We start from the raw sequence: 16,928 nt of genomic DNA on the forward strand, positions 1-16,928 counted from the left end.
GAAGGCATTTACGCTATCTAAATTATTAGCACGATGCTTTTTCAGGATCATTAACAGGACTCCCTATGAGCCAGATTGCGCCTGCAATACCGCAAGAAGAAAACATAAAATCAAGGGCATGGCGCTATTCTCTTGCCGGGAATCGCGATCTGCGTATTGATTTTATGCGCGGAATTGCGCTGGTAATGATGGTGGTGGCGCATACAGAGGTGATGTCGATATTTAATATATTTACCTGGGAGCGTTTTGGTCTGACGACCGGTGCGGAAGGATTTGTCATTCTTTCCGGATTTATGCTGGGGATGTTAAATCGTGCCAGATTACAAAAAGTTGTCTTGCTCACTATTTCCTGGGGGCTTTACCTCAGGGCGTGGAAAATATACCGGGTAAATATTATTATCATTTTATCCTTTCTGTTGCTGGGGTATTTGCCTTTTATAAACGTTTTTGAAGTGACCCATTTTACCGACCGTTTTTCGGGAACCACCTGGTCCCTTTATCCGGTGACGCCCCAGATAAAAGAGACCTGGTTTAACATTGTTCTCTATCTGCAAATCGGTCCTCATCAGACGCAAATTTTAGGGCTCTATATCTTTCTCCTGCTGTTAAGCCCTTTGTTTTTAGGCATGTTGCAAAGGGATAAAGTGTACTGGCTACTGGGCCTTTCGCTGCTGGTTTACTGCTGCTGGCAGCGCTGGCCGGTACGGATAACCCCGTCGCAGTTTGAGTTCGCCTTTCCGCTGCTGGCGTGGCAGTTTATTTTTGTGCTGGGAATGAGTTGCGGCTGGTATAAAGAGGAGCTGCTCTCTTTCGCTCGCACTCCCGCTGGCAAAGTGGTGGTTGCGGCGCTGGTGGTGATTGCACTGGTCCTCGGCTTTGTCGCCCAGAATCATACCAACCCCTTTATGCCGCCCGCGCTCCTGATGCATACCATCCCTGCGGCGGACTTCAACGCGTTTTACCATACCTGGGCGGCAAAAAACGGGCTGGGCCCGGTGAGGGTGCTGAACGATATCTGCCTGATGGTGACGGTCTATCTCCTCCTGACCTGGTGCTGGCAACCTCTTTACCGGCTGGCAGGCTGGTTTCTTATCCCGCTCGGCCAGCGCTCGCTTTATACCTTTATTATGCACGTCTACGTCGTGCTCGCGGTAAGCCAGTTTGTGACCTTCGATCTGTGGCGTCAGGACTGGATAGTAAACACCTTTGTACATGCAGCGGCGCTTGGTGTGCTGTGGCTACTGGCGAAATATAACGTCGCCGCACGCTGGATACCTAACTAAGGAAGGGGAGATGCGGGAGAGATATTTGCTGGCCTGCGCACTCTTGTGCATTGCCACCGGCGCAGAGGCGGCGCCGAAGGAGGATGCCGGGACACTGCGCGACAAGAACGGCGAGCCGGTGCAGGCGGGGGTATTTACCAGCCGCTGGGGACGGCTTTTCTCAGGCAATGAGGATGTTTTTTCCGGCGCGCTGAGCTTTAGCTCGGGCCTGAAAGAGCAGTGGATGACTATCCCCAACAGCTCAGACAGCGCGGAGCAGAAGCGAAAATATAACCAGACGCTGAACCTGAGTCTGCAATATTCCCCTTACAGCTACTGGTTTGCCAACGTCACGTCGCGTCTACCGGTCACCGACACCAGCCGCTATACCGCTGACTTTCGCTACAGCTTCGGCTACGACGACTGGCACGCCAATACCCTTAGCCTGGTGTACAGCAATTACGGGGATAACCGCTTCTGGACCTCGGGCAGTGGTCGTCACACTTACTTCGAGCAGGGGGCAGTAACCCTGGCCTACAAATTCTCGCTGCCGAAACCGGTGGAGAATACGCTGTTGATCAACAAAGGTGACTCCATTATCTGCCAGGTGGGCTACAGCTGGGTACCGCGCTACTACGATCTGGAGAGCAACGACATCCGCAAAAACAAAAACGTGATGCTGGGTGGGTGCGGTTACACCTTCAAACAACATTTCTTTGTGCGCGCCACGGCATTCTGGTTCCCGGACAGCAGCCAGCAACAGCCCTGGAACGGCGATTACAGCTACAGCTTCGGCTATGCAGGCTATACGCCAGGCTCATTCTCCGTTCAGTATGCCAACTATTCCGGCACCCGTTATCCCGGCCACCAGAGCGGCAACGGTAAGTTTCGTGAAGGAACGGTTAGCCTTATCTGGTTCTTACCGCTTTAGGGGGCGAGAGTGGCGCAGCATGTACTGATTGTGGAAGATTCGCTGGTCTATCGTCGGCTGCTGAGCCGGATGCTGGCGCAGTGGGGCTATAAGGTCAGCGAGGCGGAAAACGGCCTCGCCGCGCTGCAGATCCTCGAAAGCCAGCCGGTCAGTCTGGTCATCAGCGACTGGGAAATGCCGGAGATGGATGGCCTGACGCTGTGCCGGGAGATCCGCAGCCGCCAGATTGGTCACTATATCTATGTCATTCTCCTTACCGGCCGTGAAAATCCAGACGATCTGACGCTGGGGTTTGACGCTGGCGCGGATGACTTTCTCAGCAAGCCCGTCGAGCAGAGCGAACTGCGGGCGCGGCTGCATGCGGGGGCGCGTATTCTCTCCCTGGAGGCGACCCTCGCCGCCCGCAACGCCCGCCTTAGTGAGGCCCTGCGCCAGATTGAACAAGATCTCGAGGTGGCGGCGCGTATCCAGCAGTCGGTGCTGCCCGCGCACCAGCAATGCTACCGGGACTACTTTTCCGACTGGCTCTTTCTGCCCTCGGCCTGGGTTTCCGGGGATATCTTTAACGTCTTCCCGCTGGATAACCATCTGGGCTTTTACTGCGTGGACGTCTCCGGCCACGGCGTGGGGGCGGCAATGATGTCCCTCGCGGTGGCCCGCCAGTTTTTGCACGGCAGGGCGGTAGAGCGCTTTCTCTTTACCGACGACGAGGTGGCGTCGCCCGCCGAGGTGGTGCGCATCCTCAACGGCCGTTTTTGCAGCGATGAGGTAGAGATAGTCAGCTATTTCACCATGATTTACGGCGTCATCGATCTTGATACCGGCGAGGGGAAACTGTGCCAGGCCGGTCACCCGACCCCCTTTATCGTCAACCCGGACGGAGAGGTCAGAGCCGTCGGCAGCGGCGGAGCGCCGGTAGGATTGATGCCCGATCTCAGCTGGACGGATGTTGACTTCACGCTGGCGGCAGGCGAGCGGCTCTGCCTGTTCAGCGACGGCATTACCGAATGTGAAAACCTCGCCGGGGAACAGTTTGGCCCGCAGCGGCTGCAGGAGGCGCTGCGGCACGGGGCCACCCTCGGGCTGAACGATCTCCTGGCGCAGTTTGCCCGGCACCTTATTCACTGGCGCAGCGGGGTAAACCAGGAGCAATCATCGATGGCCGATGATGTTTCACTCTTAGTGATTGAGCGTAAAGGAGAAGAGCAATGAATATTGATACAGAGCGGCAGCCCGATGTGAACATTATGACCCCGGCGGTGCGCCGGCTGGATGCCTCGGTGGCGGCGGCGTTTAAGGAGGCGATTACCCGCGAGATCGGTGAAGATCGCAAAGCCCTGATCGTCGACTTCAGCAAAATCGATTTTATCGACAGTAGCGGTCTGGGGACCCTGGTTTCCCTGCTGAAAATGATGAACGGTAAAGGCGATATGGTGCTCTGCGCGCTGAACCCCGGCATCCGCAACATGTTTACCCTGACCCGGATGGATCGCATTTTCCGCATCTGCCCGGACCGCGGCGCGGCGCTGGCGCAGCTGAATCAATGATATGGCCGTGGCTCACGAGATTGCGCTTCCGGCCGCGTTAAGCTCGCTCTCGCCGCTGGCGGAGTGGCTGGCGCAGCAGATGGCCTCGCTGCCCGTGGACGAAACCTGGCGCTTTGCGCTGGATCTCGCCGCCTGCGAGACGGCGACCAATATCATCCGCTATGCGCTGCACGAGGATCAACGCCAGCTTTTTAACGTGACGTTTATCGCCGCCGACGCTGGCGTGACCCTGCGCTTTACCGATGCAGGGACGCCTTTTCCCGCTGAACGCCTGGCTGCGGCGCGTAATGAGGCGTTTGGTGACGACACGCTGCTCGCAGAAAGTGGCCGGGGGCTCAGGCTGATCCTGCTGTCGGTAGACAGTTTTGACCTCGAACGCCGGGACGGAAAGAATATTGCGGTGCTGGAAAAAGGGTGGTGAGTGCTGAAAAGCAAAACCTCCCACCAGGCGGTGAGAGGGGCAGACTTACGCGGTCACCGGGCTGGCGATAGCGGCTTTTGCGTTTTTGTTCACTTTGTACATATATGTGGTCGAATCCAGGGTGTTTTCAACCGACTGCGCATAAAACGGAATCGACCCCGCGGACTGCCAGCCAAGCGAGCGGTAGAGGTCGCTGGCCACGTCGCCACTGCGTGTATCCAGCACCAGCAAAACCAGCCCCTTTTCCCAGGCCAACTGTTCTGCCTGCATCATCAGCGCTCGTGCAATTCCCTGGCGACGTGATTGAGGGTGAACAAGCAGCTTGGTAATTTCTGCCCGGTGGCGGCCATTAGGCGTGGCGCAATAGTTAACCATGACGGTACCGGCTGTCGTGCCGTTATCCAGGGCGATGAAAAGATCGCAATCGCGGCGCGCAAGACTATCTATTTTTTCCTGCCAGAAACGATCGATGGCAGGACGGTCGGTGGGATCAATAAAACCGACACTCGCGCCATCTTTTACACACGCCTGCAAAACATCACCTAATTCAGAGAAGCGTTGACGTGCCTCGTCAGCAGTAAGACATTTATATTCAATCATGATTTACATACCACCAGAATATAGTGGGCGCCGAGATTTTCATGTGCCCTGAATGATGAGGTTCCCGATAAATGAAAACGTAAACTGTCACCTTTTTTCAGATGCCATGTTTCCGCATTCATGGTAATAATCAACTCCCCTGCATGTAACCAGATATATTGCTCCAGCCCCTGAACCGGCGGCTGAAGATATTCAATATAAGCGCCCGGACGTAATTTCCCGTCAATCATTTCGCAGCGGAAAGCGTTAGACGGCGGTATTAACAGACGTCGCTCAAACCCGCTGTGCTCATCATGCCACAGGCTCTGCTCCCCGGCCCGGAACAGGTTATCGGCGACCTGCTCAACCTCGCTGATCAGCCGGGACATGGTCATGCCGTATACGCTGCAGAGCTGGTTGAGCACTTCCGCAGTGGGGCTTACCTCTCCCCGTTCAATGCGTGACAGTGAGGCTCTGCTTATCCCCGACGCCGTGGAGAGATCCTCCAGCGAACGGTTATGCTGCAGGCGTAGCGCGGCCAGACGTGCCGCCAGCTTTTCCCTGTAGTCCTGATTGTTCATACCCGCTTCCCGTATGTGAGACAAAATTCTCTAATGAGAGATAATACTGCACGCTGAACGCGAGTCAAGCACCGCTGAAAAAAATCCCGCAAAAGAAAAATTCACAATTTCAAGATAAAAAAACCTATTAAAATTTTGTTAAATTTTTTATTGCACCTGCGGGTAATTAAATTTATTACTAGTTAGCCAGGTATATTTCGTGGCCAACAGAACAATTAAAATAACCAACAGGACAACCTATGACAACCAAACCCGCCGCTGAAATCTGCGCGGCACCGGGGCTTTTTCAGACGCTAAAAACATTTCCTGCAACCGTACACGCACTGCTCTTTTTTACCTTCGTCATACGGTTTAGCTATTTTATGGCATGGCCCTTTATCGCCGTGATCATGACCCAGAATTACCATATGTCTCCCATCGCCATTGGCGTGGCGATGACCAGCAGCGCCCTGATCTCGGTGGTGCTCGGCATGTACGGCGGGCAGATTTCGGACCGCATGGGGCGGCGGGTGATCCTTCTGTTGGGGTGCGGGTTTTCCGCCGTGGGCTATATCACGCTGGCGCAGGCGAGCGGGATGGGGCTGTTTATCACCGGCCTGATGATCATCGGGGTCTGTTTTGCCTGGGTCGATCCCCCGGTGCGCGCGCTGATGAGCGATCTGCTGGGTGACCGCCGTCGCCGGGCGCTGGCCCTGCAAATGCGCTACTACCTGATCAACGTCGCGGCAGTGTTTGGCCCGCTGGTGGGGCTGGTCTTTGGCCTGACATCCCAGAAGGGGACATTTCTGATCACGGGCTTAACCTATCTGCCATTTTTCGTCTATGTACTGCTGTTTATCCCGGCAGGGAAGCTGGTGGGCGAGCCGCAGTCCGGCAGCGCGCCGGCCATCAGGCTGCATCAGATGATGGGGATTATCGCCAAAGACCGAATCTATGTTGCGGCGCTGCTGTGTAGCATCTTGTGCAGTATCGTTTTTATCCATTATGAAGCCGTCCTGCCGCAGTATCTGATGCTACTTGATGGCAACGGGGCGGTGAAGCTCATCACCCTGATCCTGGTCACCAATGCCTGCACCGTACTGGTGTTTCAGAGCCTGATTGTGCGGTTTATGGCGCAGATTAACCTGCCGAAAAGGATACTTCTGGGCGGCGCCATTTTCGCCTTATCGCAATTCTGCTTTTTTGCCACCCGTTCAACGGAGGTGTGGATCTGGCTGACCTTTACCGCCGTCTTCAGTATGGGGGAGGCGATTCTGATGCCAAACCTGAATATTTTGCTCGATCAGCTCGCGCCGGCGGAGCACCGGGGTGCCTATCTGGGGGCTTCAACGTTATCGACGCTGGGGGTTGCGGTCGGGCCGTTAATCGGCGGAGTGATGCTCGCCATGACCGGGGCGGGGGTCTTTATCTGCACGGCCTTGCTCAGCCTGCTCCTGTGCGCGATTATTTGTCTCAGCAGGGCACGGATGCTGGCACGTTTGCAGGAGACATAAAAGCGCCGGGGAGTGATGAGTGCACCACTCCCCGGCGAGATTTTCAGCGTTGGATCTTACGCCGCAACCAGGCTGTCGATAGCCGCTTTCGCGTCGTTCTGCGCTTTGGCCGCCACTTCCGGACCGTAAGCGATACCTTCAGCAAAGACGAAGTTCACGTCGGTGATGCCGATGAAGCCCAGGAACAGGGTCAGGTACGGCGCCACCAGGTCAGTTGGGGTATCTTTGTGAATACCGCCACGGCTTGAAAGCACAATCGCACGTTTACCGGTGACCAGACCTTCTGGCCCTTTCTCGGTGTAGCGGAAGGTGACGCCCGCACGCGCTACCAGGTCGAAGTAGTTTTTCAACTGGGTCGGGATGTTGAAGTTATACATCGGCGCGTTAATCACGATCACGTCGTGGGCTTTCAGCTCGGCAATCAGCTCATCGGAGAGCGCCAGTGCTTCCTGCTGACGTGGCGTCAGTGGCGCATCGCTCGGACGCAGGGCACCCACCAGCTCACCATCCAGTACCGGAACAGGCTGAGCGGCCAGATCGCGGACGGTGATTTCGTCACCGCTGTGCTGTTCACGCCACTGTTCAACGAAATAATCAGACAGCTGACCAGACTGAGAGTACCCTGCCAGAATACTGGATTTAAGAACTAATACTTTGCTCATGGGTGATTCCTTTGTTGTATTTGATGAGGGGGTTGCCCCGTTGCTTGCTGACACTCTATTCACAATCCTGTCGCAGGGATAGCGCAATATATCGAAGTCTATGTTCGAATTTTTTGAATAAGGCGCAAAAACCCACGATGTGGTACTCTATAGCAATCATTACAAAGAGATTTTATCCGGCAGTGCACTGCCCGTTAACGCTATGACAGAACAACAGAAATTAACCTTCCCGATGCTTATGCAACAGTTGGATCCGCTGATGTTGCGTGACAAACAGCGCTTTGCCCGCCGCCTGCATGGGGTAAAGAAGGTTAAAAATCCTGATGCACAACAGGCCATTTTCCAGGAGATGGCGAAAGAGATTGAACAGGCGGCGGGTAAGGTTGTGCTGCGCGAAGCCGCGCGCCCGGCGATCACCTACCCGGAAAACCTGCCCGTCAGCCAGAAAAAACAGGCGATCCTCGAAGCCGTGCGCGATCACCAGGTGGTGATTGTGGCGGGGGAGACCGGTTCGGGTAAAACCACCCAGCTGCCAAAAATTTGTATGGAGCTGGGGCGCGGGATCAAGGGCCTGATCGGCCACACCCAGCCGCGGCGTCTGGCGGCACGGACGGTGGCGAACCGTATTGCCGAAGAGCTGCAAACCGAGCCGGGCGGCTGCATCGGCTATAAGGTGCGCTTCAGCGATCACGTCAGCGACAACACCATGGTCAAGCTGATGACCGACGGCATTCTGCTGGCGGAGATCCAGCAGGACCGGCTGCTGATGCAGTATGACACCATCATCATCGATGAAGCGCACGAGCGCAGCCTGAACATCGACTTCCTGCTGGGCTACCTGCGGGAGCTGCTGCCGCGTCGCCCGGATCTGAAAGTGATCATCACCTCGGCCACCATTGACCCGGAACGTTTTTCGCGTCATTTCAACAATGCGCCGATTATCGAAGTCTCGGGGCGCACCTATCCGGTTGAGGTCCGCTACCGTCCGATGGTGGAAGACGCCGACGACACCGAGCGCGATCAGCTCCAGGCCATTTTCGATGCGGTGGATGAGCTGGGGAATGAAAGCCCGGGCGATATCCTGATCTTTATGAGCGGCGAGCGCGAAATCCGCGACACCGCCGACGCACTGAGCAAGCGCGACCTGCGCCATACCGAGATCCTGCCGCTGTATGCACGTCTCTCTAACAGCGAGCAGAACCGCGTCTTCCAGGCCCACAGCGGCCGCCGGATCGTGCTGGCGACCAACGTGGCGGAAACGTCCCTTACCGTGCCGGGCATTAAATATGTGATCGACCCCGGCACGGCGCGTATCAGCCGCTACAGCTACCGCACCAAGGTGCAGCGACTGCCGATCGAGCCGATTTCTCAGGCCTCCGCCAACCAGCGTAAGGGCCGCTGCGGACGTGTCTCGGAAGGGATCTGTATCCGTCTCTATTCGGAAGACGATTTCCTCTCACGCCCGGAGTTTACCGACCCGGAAATTCTGCGTACCAACCTTGCGTCGGTTATTCTGCAAATGACTGCCCTCGGGTTGGGCGATATCGCCGCCTTCCCGTTTGTGGAAGCGCCGGACAAGCGCAACATCCAGGACGGCGTGCGCCTGCTGGAGGAACTGGGGGCAATCACCACCGACGAGCAGGCCACTGTCTACAAGCTGACCCCCATGGGCCGCCAGCTCAGCCAGCTGCCTGTTGACCCGCGCCTGGCGCGGATGGTGCTGGAGGCGCAAAAACATGGCTGCGTGCGCGAGGCGATGATCATCACTTCGGCGCTCTCCATCCAGGATCCGCGCGAGCGTCCGATGGACAAACAGCAGGCTTCCGACGAGAAGCACCGCCGCTTCCACGATAAAGAGTCTGACTTCCTTGCCTTTGTAAACCTGTGGAATTACATCGGCGAGCAACAGAAAGCGCTGTCCTCAAACCAGTTCCGCCGCCAGTGCCGGGTCGATTTCCTTAACTACCTGCGGGTGCGCGAGTGGCAGGATATCTATACCCAGTTGCGCCAGGTGGTGAAAGAGTTGGGCATCCCGGTGAACAGCGAACCGGCGGAGTACCGCGAAATTCATATCGCGCTGCTGACCGGTCTGCTGTCGCATATCGGCATGAAGGATGCCGATAAACAGGAGTTTACCGGGGCGCGTAACGCCCGCTTCGCCATCTTCCCCGGTTCTGGCTTGTTCAAGAAGCCGCCGAAGTGGACGATGGTCGCCGAGCTGGTGGAGACCAGCCGCCTGTGGGGCCGCATTGCCGCGCGCATCGATCCGGAGTGGGTCGAGCCGGTGGCGCAGCACTTGCTGAAGCGCTCATACAGTGAACCGCACTGGGAGCGGGCGCAGGGGGCGGTGATGGCGACCGAAAAGGTCACCGTCTACGGCCTGCCGGTGGTGGCGGCGCGGAAGGTCAACTACAGCCAGATCGACCCTGCGCTCAGCCGCGAACTGTTTATCCGCCACGCGCTGGTGGAGGGCGACTGGCAGACGCGCCACGCCTTCTTCCGGGAAAATCTCAAGCTGCGCAGCGAAGTGGAAGAGCTTGAGCACAAAACCCGTCGCCGCGACATCCTGGTGGATGACGAGACGCTGTTTGAGTTTTATGACCAGCGCATCAGCCACGACGTGATTTCTGCCCGCCACTTTGACAGCTGGTGGAAAAAGGTCAGCCGCGAGACCCCGGATCTGCTCAACTTTGAAAAGAGCATGTTGATCAAAGAGGGGGCGGAGCAGGTCAGCAAGCTCGACTACCCGAATTTTTGGCACCAGGGCAACCTCAAGCTGCGCCTGAGCTACCAGTTTGAACCGGGCACCGATGCGGACGGCGTGACCGTGCATATCCCGCTGCCGCTGCTCAACCAGGTGGAGGAGAGCGGTTTTGAGTGGCAGATCCCCGGCCTGCGCCGCGAGCTGGTTATCGCCCTGATTAAATCGCTGCCAAAACCGGTGCGCCGCAACTTTGTGCCGGCGCCGAACTACGCCGAGGCGTTTTTAGGCCGCGCCACGCCGCTGGAGCTGCCGCTGCTGGATTCGCTGGAGCGCGAGCTGCGCCGCATGACGGGCGTCACCATCGACCGGGAAGAGTGGCACTGGGATCAGGTGCCCGATCATCTGAAAATCAGCTTCCGGGTAGTGGATGATAAAAACAGAAAGCTGCAGGAAGGCCGCTCCCTGACCGAGCTGAAAGAGGCCTTAAAAGGCAAGGTGCAGGAGACCCTCTCTGCCGTGGCCGACGACGGTATCGAGCAGAGCGGGCTGCATATCTGGAGCTTTGGTCAACTGCCGGAAAGCTACGAGCAGAAGCGCGGCAACTACAAGGTGAAAGCCTGGCCGGCGCTTGTGGACGAGCGCGACAGCGTGGCGATCAAGCTGTTCGATAATCCGCAGGAGCAGCAGCAGGCGATGTGGCGCGGGCTGCGCCGTTTACTGCTGTTAAACATCCCGTCGCCGATCAAATATCTGCACGAGAAGCTGCCGAACAAGGCCAAACTGGGGCTCTACTTTAACCCGTACGGCAAGGTGCTGGATCTGATCGACGACTGCATCTCCTGCGGCGTGGATCAGCTGATCAACGCTGCGGGCGGCCCGGTCTGGACCGAAGAGGGGTTTGCGCAACTGCACGAAAAAGTGCGCGCTGAACTCAACGAGACGGTGGTCAACATTGCGAAGCAGGTCGAGCAGATCCTGACTGCGGTGTTCAATATCAACAAGCGCCTGAAAGGGCGGGTGGATATGACCATGGCGCTGGGGCTCTCGGATGTGAAAGCACAGATGGCGGGGCTGGTCTATCGCGGGTTTGTGACCGGCAACGGATACAAGCGTTTAGGCGATACGCTGCGCTATTTGCAGGCGATTGAAAAACGTCTGGAGAAGATGGCGATCGACCCGCACCGCGACCGGGCGCAGATGTTGAAGGTGGAAGCGGTGCAGCAGCGCTGGCAGCAGTGGCTGAACAAGCTGCCACCGGCCCGCCGCGATGATGAAGATGTACAGGAGATCCGCTGGATGATTGAAGAGCTGCGTGTGAGTTTCTTTGCCCAGCAGCTGGGGACGCCCTATCCGATCTCCGACAAGCGTATCTTGCAGGCAATGGAGCAGATCTCGGCTTAAAATCGCCGGGCGGCGCTGGCGCTTGCCCGGCCTACAATATTGCATTGAAGCAATGGAGTCGTTTCGGTTAATAAAAGGCTAACAGCGGCTCCCTGGTCCGGCTGAAAATCGCCGAAGCGTTTCCGGAAGGCCGGGGCGAGGCGCAGGGACGCGCCGAGAGGGCATAGCCTGCATGGATGCAGGCTGGTGCCCGACCCGAAAGCCTGAAGGAATAAGCTGAGGGGACCGCGAAGCGGCGATTTTCTTGCCGGGAGCCCGGGTCGCCAGGGCGGTGGCGATTGAGCCGCCCTGGCACGTTCACCGGTTCGGATGTATCAGAGAAGCAAGGAACGTGAGGTGAACGGAACCACCACCGGTGCCGCATGTAACAGCACCCCTCCCGCAGGGCCGGTAAGCGGTGTTTACCCGTTCACCATCGCCAGCGTAAACCCATCCCATCCCTTCACACCCACCGTCTGTAACGCGGTGGCGGTCAGGCGCGGATTATCGCCGATCATCTCAATAAACCGCCGCACCCCGTGTACCCGGGCGTCGTCGCTCTGGCCGTTAACCACTTCTCCGTCCCGCACCACGTTATCGCCGATGATCACCGTCCCCGGCCGGGAGTAGTGCAGCGCCCATTCCAGATAGCCCGGGTTATTCGGTTTATCGGCATCGATAAAGATCAGATCAAAAGGCGGGATCGCATCGAAGCGCTCAAGGGAGAGCAGGGCTGGACCTTCGATCAGCTCAATACGCTGCTCCAGTCCCGCCAGATGAATGTTCTGCCGGGCGACCTGAGCGTGAACCGGGTCGGCCTCCAGCGTGATCAGCTTGCCATCCGCGGGCAGGGCGCGCGCCATCCAGATGCTGCTGTAGGCTCCCAGGGTGCCAATTTCCAGGATCCGCCTCGCCTGGGTCATGCGCACAAACAGCGCCAGTAACTGCCCCTGATTGGCGGCGACGTCGTGGGCAGGTAACCCAGCGCGCTGGTTATTATCAAGGACCTTTTGCAGCACCTCATCCTGAGAAATAAGCTGGGAAATCATGTAATTATCTACGGCAGACCACTGTTGTTGCATAGATTGACCCCTTAGTGCGTATATTGCCCGGCGGCGCTACGCTTGCACGGGCCTACAAAACCTGTAGGCCGGGCAAGCGCATGAGCCGCCCGGCGTTTACGGTGCCGACCAGCCGCCTCCCAGCGCCTTATACAGATCGATCTGCGCCAGCAGCAGGTTATTTTTCGCCTGCACCACGCTGGTCTGCACCGAGAACAGCGTGCGCTGGGCGTCCAGCACGTCCAGATAGGATGAATAGCCGTTGCGATAGCGGTTCTGGGCGATGCGCAGCGTCTCCTGGGCGACCTCCTGCTGCGCCACCAGCTCGGTCAGTTGCTCGCCATAGCGGGCGATAGCATCCAGGCTGTCGTTCACCTCCTTAAAGGCGTTACGCACGGTTTTTTCATAGCTGTAGAGCGCCTGATTGCGCTGCGACTGGCCGATATCCACCTGGGCGTTCAGCGCCTGACGGTTCAGCAGCGGGGCCAGAATACTGCCGCCGATGCTCCACAGCTCCAGCGGGTTGTCCAGCAGGCCGGGCAGGGTGCGATCCTGAATCGATCCGGTGGCGGTCAGGTTGATCGACGGCAGCAGGCTGGCGCGCGAGGCCGCAAGCGAGGCATCGGCCGCGATCAGCTGGCGTTCCGCCTGCACAATATCCGGGCGACGGTTGAGCAACGACGAAGGGAGTTGCGACGGGATACGCAGCGGTGTCAGGGCATCGAAATCCGCGCTGCGGGCGATACTCCCCGGATTGCTGCCCAGCAGCAGGCTGAGCGCATTCTCCTGACGGGCAATCTGGTTCTGCACCTGCGGGATCTGCGCCCGCGTCGAACGCAGCTCGGAGTCGGACTGCATCAGCTCCAGGCGCGAACTGTAGCCGGTCTGATACTGCCGCTGTGCCAGATTAAAGGCCTCTTCCCGCGCTTTCAGGGTCGACTGCGTGACCTTAAGCTGCTCGTCCAGCGCCAGCAGGGTGACGTAACCCGAGGCCACCGAGGAGGCCACCGTCAGATCTGCCGCGGCGGCGGCGGCTTTTTGCGCCTCGAGGCTCGCCCGGGCCGCATCGGTGGTGCGGCGGTTCGCGCCCCAGATATCCACGTCGTAGCTGGCGGTCAGGCTGCCTTTGTAGAGCGCCCCGTAGGTGGGCAAACCGGTTGCTGCCGACTGAGAACGGGCGCGACCCGCATTCAGATCGGCATCCAGGGTCGGAAACAGACTGCCTTCACTGGCGTAGACCCGGGCCTGATACTCGTTGATCCGCTCCCGGGCAATCAGCACATCGCTGTTGTTGCGCAGGGCCTGGTCAACGTAAGCGTTGAGCTGGCTGTCGTGAAAATTGCGCCACCACACCTGTTCCGCCGGGCTGGTGGGGCCGGTAGCGGCGCGCCACTGGGCGGGGATCTGTAGCGTCGGCTTCGCTGGCTCAACATCCACCGACTGACAGCCGCTCAGCACGGCGGCCACCATCAGGGCAACAAGCGGGCGGCGGCTCATTCTGCCTCCCGGGTATCAATAGTCACCTGCACCGACATGCCCGGGCGCAGCAGGGCCGACTCCTCCGGCTTGCCTAACACTTCAATACGCACCGGAATACGCTGGGCTATCTTGACGAAGTTCCCGGTGGCGTTATCCGGCGTAATGGCGCTGAACTCCACCCCGGTGGCGGGGGAGATGCTCTGCACCCGGCCCTCATAGGCTTTGTCGTTCAGGGCATCGACGGTGAATTTCACCGGCTGGCCGACACGCAGGTCCGCCAGTTGGGTCTCTTTGATATTGGCGATCACCCAGTGCTGCGGCGGCACCAGGGTAGTGAGGTGGGTTCCGGCGGTCACATAGGCACCTAAACGCACCGCAATTTGCCCCAGCTGGCCGTCGCGCGGCGCCACGATACGGGTGTTTTGCAGGTCGATCTGCGCCAGCTCAAGGGCCGCCTTCGCGTTTTCGACGTCAGCCTCCAGCGCGGCGCGGTTAACGATGGCGGTTTGCAGATCCTGGCGCGACATCTCCAGCGTGGCCTTCGCCTGGTCGATATCGGCGCTGCCCTGGGCGGCACTTGCCAGCGCTGCATCCCGCTCTCGAATGGAGAGCGAGCCGTCGGCGGTTAAGTCCTTCACCCGCTTTAAGTCGGCCTGAGTCTTCTGGCTCTGGGCCCGGGCGTTTTTCAGCGCCGCTTCGTTACGCTGGATCACCGCCTGGGCGCTTTTGCGCTGTTGCAGGTTATTGTTCAGTGCGGCAATTTTCATCGCCAGCTGGGCTTCAGCCTGGTGTACCCGCTGGCGGTAGATACGATCGTCAATCTGCAGCAGCAGGTCGCCCTTCCTGACGCGCTCAAAATCCTGCACTTTGACCTCGGTGATATAGCCGTTCACCTGCGGGCTGATAAAAGTGGTCTGGCCGCGCACGTAGGCGTTATCGGTAAACTGGGTATGGCGGGTAAACGGCGGTAGCTGCCAGGCGTAGAGGATCACCAACACGCCAACGATGCCGATGGCGGCAGCGGCGAACACTGACACCACGCGCAGATTATTACGGGTACTGGCCTGCTCTTTAGCGGCATCCTGCTGACTCATAACCACTCCTGGGAACGCACAATCATCATTATTGTATAAACCATTATTTACTGCCGGTGGCCTTTCTCAGCGCCAGACGGGCAGTGATACGCAGGCGCAACAAGCGCCATAAGATCCAGACCAGCGTGGCGGTGGCAATGCCAGCCGTCAGAAGATAAGTATCGTTGTAAGCGAGAATATTTGCCTGCAGCGTGCTGGCGTTCTGTAGTTGCAACGCCGACTGGGTGCTCAGCAGGGCGCTGTCACCAATCAGGCTCCGGTACATCTGGCTGTAGATCTGCAGGCGCTCGTTCACCAGCGGATTAAGGCTGGTGAGCTGTTCCGCCAGCAGGCTGGAGTGGTACTTCTCACGCCAGGTCTGGAAGGTGCCGAGAATGGCGGAACCCAACAGCCCGCCGATGTTCTGGCTCATGCCGAACAGCACCGAAAAACTGACCAGGTTGCGCGGATCGGCAATCACCCCGCCAATCCCGGCTAGCATCGCCGGGGCAAGGAAGAAGGCGCTGCCGAAGCCAAGCAGGAACTGGCTCAGCATCAGCTGATCCGGGCGGGTGAGGCTGGTGGACTGGCTGTCGAGCAGCGAGGCGATAATCATCAGCACCAGCGAGGTGACAATCGGCCAGGCGAGTTTGGTTGGTTTGATGGTCAGGCAGCTGGCGGCGATGCCGCAGAGGATCCCGGCAAAAATCGCCCAGGCCAGGTGGGTCATCTGCTCGTTCTGCAACCCGACATACTGCAACCAGCCGATCACCCCGGTGTTCTGCTCCGCCAGCACGATGCGGATCAGCAGCATGATCAGCCCCAGGCGCAGGATGCTGCCGCTTGAGAGCCAGCGGGTATTCAGCAGCGGGTTGCTGCGGTTATGCTCAAAGACAATAGCTGAGACAATCAGCACCAGCGAACCTGCCAGCGCCCAGCCGATCCACGGCGTTTCAAACCACCACTCCAGCCGCCCAAGGGAGAGCACCGCGCAGAGCAGCGCCATCCCCGGAGCCAGCAGGATAAAGGTGATGAAATCTTTCTTCTCGAACACCTTGCGCCGATCCCCCGGGGGCAGCTTGAGGGCGATGACGCAGCCCAGCGAGATCAGCGCCAGACCCAGCTCAAAGAGGTAGAGCCCGCGCCACTCGTCCAGCTGCAGCAACTCGGTGGAGAAGAGCCGCGCAATGGGGATCGCCAGCGACGAACCGGTGATGCCGATAGTCAGGGCCTTCAGGCGATGTTTCGCCGGCCAGGCCTGGATCTGATAGTAGATCCCGAGCGAGCTGAGCGCCGCGGCCACCATGCCGTGGGCGGCGCGCACCATCAGGGCCGAGCTGAGATCGTTGACGAAGAGGTGAAAGAAGGTCACCAGCACATAGAGCACCAGGAACCCTTCGGTGAAGGCGCGCAGGCCAAACTGCTGGCGAAACTTCACCAGCAGCAGGTTAATCGACACGTTGGTCATTACGTACACTGCGGGCAGCCAGGCGATCTCGGTGGACCAGGCGGCAAAGGTGCCCTGCAGATTTTGCAGGTTGGCCGAAACCATGGCATTGCCCAGCGCGCCGGTAAGGCATACCAGCAGTCCCACCACACCGTAGGCTACCCGTTTGGGCGTGCTGTGGATCGGGGTGGAGGGGGAGCCTAACAGCATCGGCTTTTCGTGAGGCTGCCACTCGCGAGGAGCATAGGGGTCGCGTTGGGGCAGTCGCATAGCGTTTATTACCTGTCGCATTGATGATAGTTAGTGGG

Annotated in this window: 14 protein-coding genes; 7 read left to right on the top strand and 7 right to left on the bottom strand. The window is 58.6% G+C overall.

The window, feature by feature from the left end; translation table 11 throughout:
• The first annotated feature begins 65 nt into the window (after positions 1 to 65).
• The 5 genes from opgC (at position 66) to DVA43_RS05365 (ending at position 4,161) form a co-directional block, all read left to right on the top strand.
• Positions 66 to 1,283, top strand: a complete 1,218-nt coding sequence (opgC, locus tag DVA43_RS05345) for an OpgC domain-containing protein (protein ID WP_114314811.1) — start codon at positions 66 to 68, stop codon at positions 1,281 to 1,283.
• 10 nt (positions 1,284 to 1,293) lie between these two features.
• Positions 1,294 to 2,193: a hypothetical protein gene (locus DVA43_RS05350; RefSeq protein ID WP_114314812.1), complete on the top strand. Its 900-nt coding sequence runs from the start codon at positions 1,294 to 1,296 to the stop codon at positions 2,191 to 2,193.
• Positions 2,194 to 2,262: 69 nt separating this feature from the next.
• Positions 2,263 to 3,405 carry a PP2C family protein-serine/threonine phosphatase gene (locus tag DVA43_RS05355; protein WP_371414030.1) on the top strand — a complete coding sequence of 381 codons (1,143 nt, stop codon included), beginning with the start codon at positions 2,263 to 2,265 and terminating at the stop codon, positions 3,403 to 3,405.
• Positions 3,402 to 3,740: an STAS domain-containing protein gene (locus tag DVA43_RS05360; protein WP_114314813.1), complete on the top strand. Its 339-nt coding sequence runs from the start codon at positions 3,402 to 3,404 to the stop codon at positions 3,738 to 3,740. Before DVA43_RS05355 ends, DVA43_RS05360 begins: the two co-directional genes overlap by 4 nt.
• A gap of 1 nt (position 3,741) precedes the next feature.
• Entirely contained in the window at positions 3,742 to 4,161 is a 420-nt protein-coding gene (locus DVA43_RS05365; RefSeq protein ID WP_114314814.1) for an ATP-binding protein, read from the top strand.
• A 45-nt stretch (positions 4,162 to 4,206) separates the two neighbouring features.
• Here DVA43_RS05365 and DVA43_RS05370 read toward each other — a convergent pair whose 3' ends face one another.
• Positions 4,207 to 4,761 carry a GNAT family N-acetyltransferase gene (locus DVA43_RS05370; RefSeq protein WP_114314815.1) on the bottom strand — a complete coding sequence of 185 codons (555 nt, stop codon included), beginning with the start codon at positions 4,759 to 4,761 and terminating at the stop codon, positions 4,207 to 4,209.
• Positions 4,758 to 5,321 carry a helix-turn-helix transcriptional regulator gene (locus tag DVA43_RS05375; protein ID WP_114314816.1) on the bottom strand — a complete coding sequence of 188 codons (564 nt, stop codon included), beginning with the start codon at positions 5,319 to 5,321 and terminating at the stop codon, positions 4,758 to 4,760. The genes DVA43_RS05370 and DVA43_RS05375 overlap by 4 nt, the downstream gene beginning before the upstream one ends.
• 239 nt (positions 5,322 to 5,560) lie before the next feature.
• Between DVA43_RS05375 and DVA43_RS05380 the strand changes: the two genes are divergently transcribed.
• Entirely contained in the window at positions 5,561 to 6,814 is a 1,254-nt protein-coding gene (locus tag DVA43_RS05380; protein ID WP_114314817.1) for an MFS transporter, read from the top strand.
• 56 nt (positions 6,815 to 6,870) lie between these two features.
• On the opposite strand, the gene azoR is transcribed toward DVA43_RS05380, so the two are convergent.
• Positions 6,871 to 7,476, bottom strand: coding sequence for an FMN-dependent NADH-azoreductase (gene azoR / locus DVA43_RS05385; RefSeq protein ID WP_103179784.1), 606 nt, complete (start codon positions 7,474 to 7,476; stop codon positions 6,871 to 6,873).
• 202 nt (positions 7,477 to 7,678) lie between these two features.
• On the opposite strand from azoR, the gene hrpA reads away from it, so the two are divergent.
• Entirely contained in the window at positions 7,679 to 11,581 is a 3,903-nt protein-coding gene (hrpA, locus tag DVA43_RS05390) for an ATP-dependent RNA helicase HrpA (protein WP_114314818.1), read from the top strand.
• A 401-nt stretch (positions 11,582 to 11,982) separates the two neighbouring features.
• Here the strand turns inward: hrpA and DVA43_RS05395 are convergent, their stop codons facing one another.
• The 4 genes from DVA43_RS05395 to DVA43_RS05410 all read right to left on the bottom strand — a co-directional run bounded on the left by DVA43_RS05395 (position 11,983) and on the right by DVA43_RS05410 (position 16,890).
• Positions 11,983 to 12,642 (bottom strand): O-methyltransferase, encoded by a 660-nt coding sequence (locus DVA43_RS05395; protein ID WP_114314819.1) that lies wholly within the window; start codon positions 12,640 to 12,642, stop codon positions 11,983 to 11,985.
• A gap of 96 nt (positions 12,643 to 12,738) precedes the next feature.
• The gene (locus DVA43_RS05400) at positions 12,739 to 14,118 is read right to left on the bottom strand and encodes an efflux transporter outer membrane subunit (protein ID WP_114314820.1); all 1,380 of its coding nucleotides are present in this window, start codon (positions 14,116 to 14,118) and stop codon (positions 12,739 to 12,741) included.
• Positions 14,115 to 15,194 carry an HlyD family secretion protein gene (locus tag DVA43_RS05405; RefSeq protein WP_114314821.1) on the bottom strand — a complete coding sequence of 360 codons (1,080 nt, stop codon included), beginning with the start codon at positions 15,192 to 15,194 and terminating at the stop codon, positions 14,115 to 14,117. The genes DVA43_RS05400 and DVA43_RS05405 overlap by 4 nt, the downstream gene beginning before the upstream one ends.
• A 43-nt stretch (positions 15,195 to 15,237) precedes the next feature.
• Positions 15,238 to 16,890, bottom strand: a complete 1,653-nt coding sequence (locus DVA43_RS05410) for an MFS transporter (protein WP_168194641.1) — start codon at positions 16,888 to 16,890, stop codon at positions 15,238 to 15,240.
• Positions 16,891 to 16,928: the final 38 nt, after the last annotated feature.

The sequence above is a fragment of the Leclercia sp. W6 genome, from assembly GCF_003336345.1.
Classification (GTDB): domain Bacteria; phylum Pseudomonadota; class Gammaproteobacteria; order Enterobacterales; family Enterobacteriaceae; genus Enterobacter.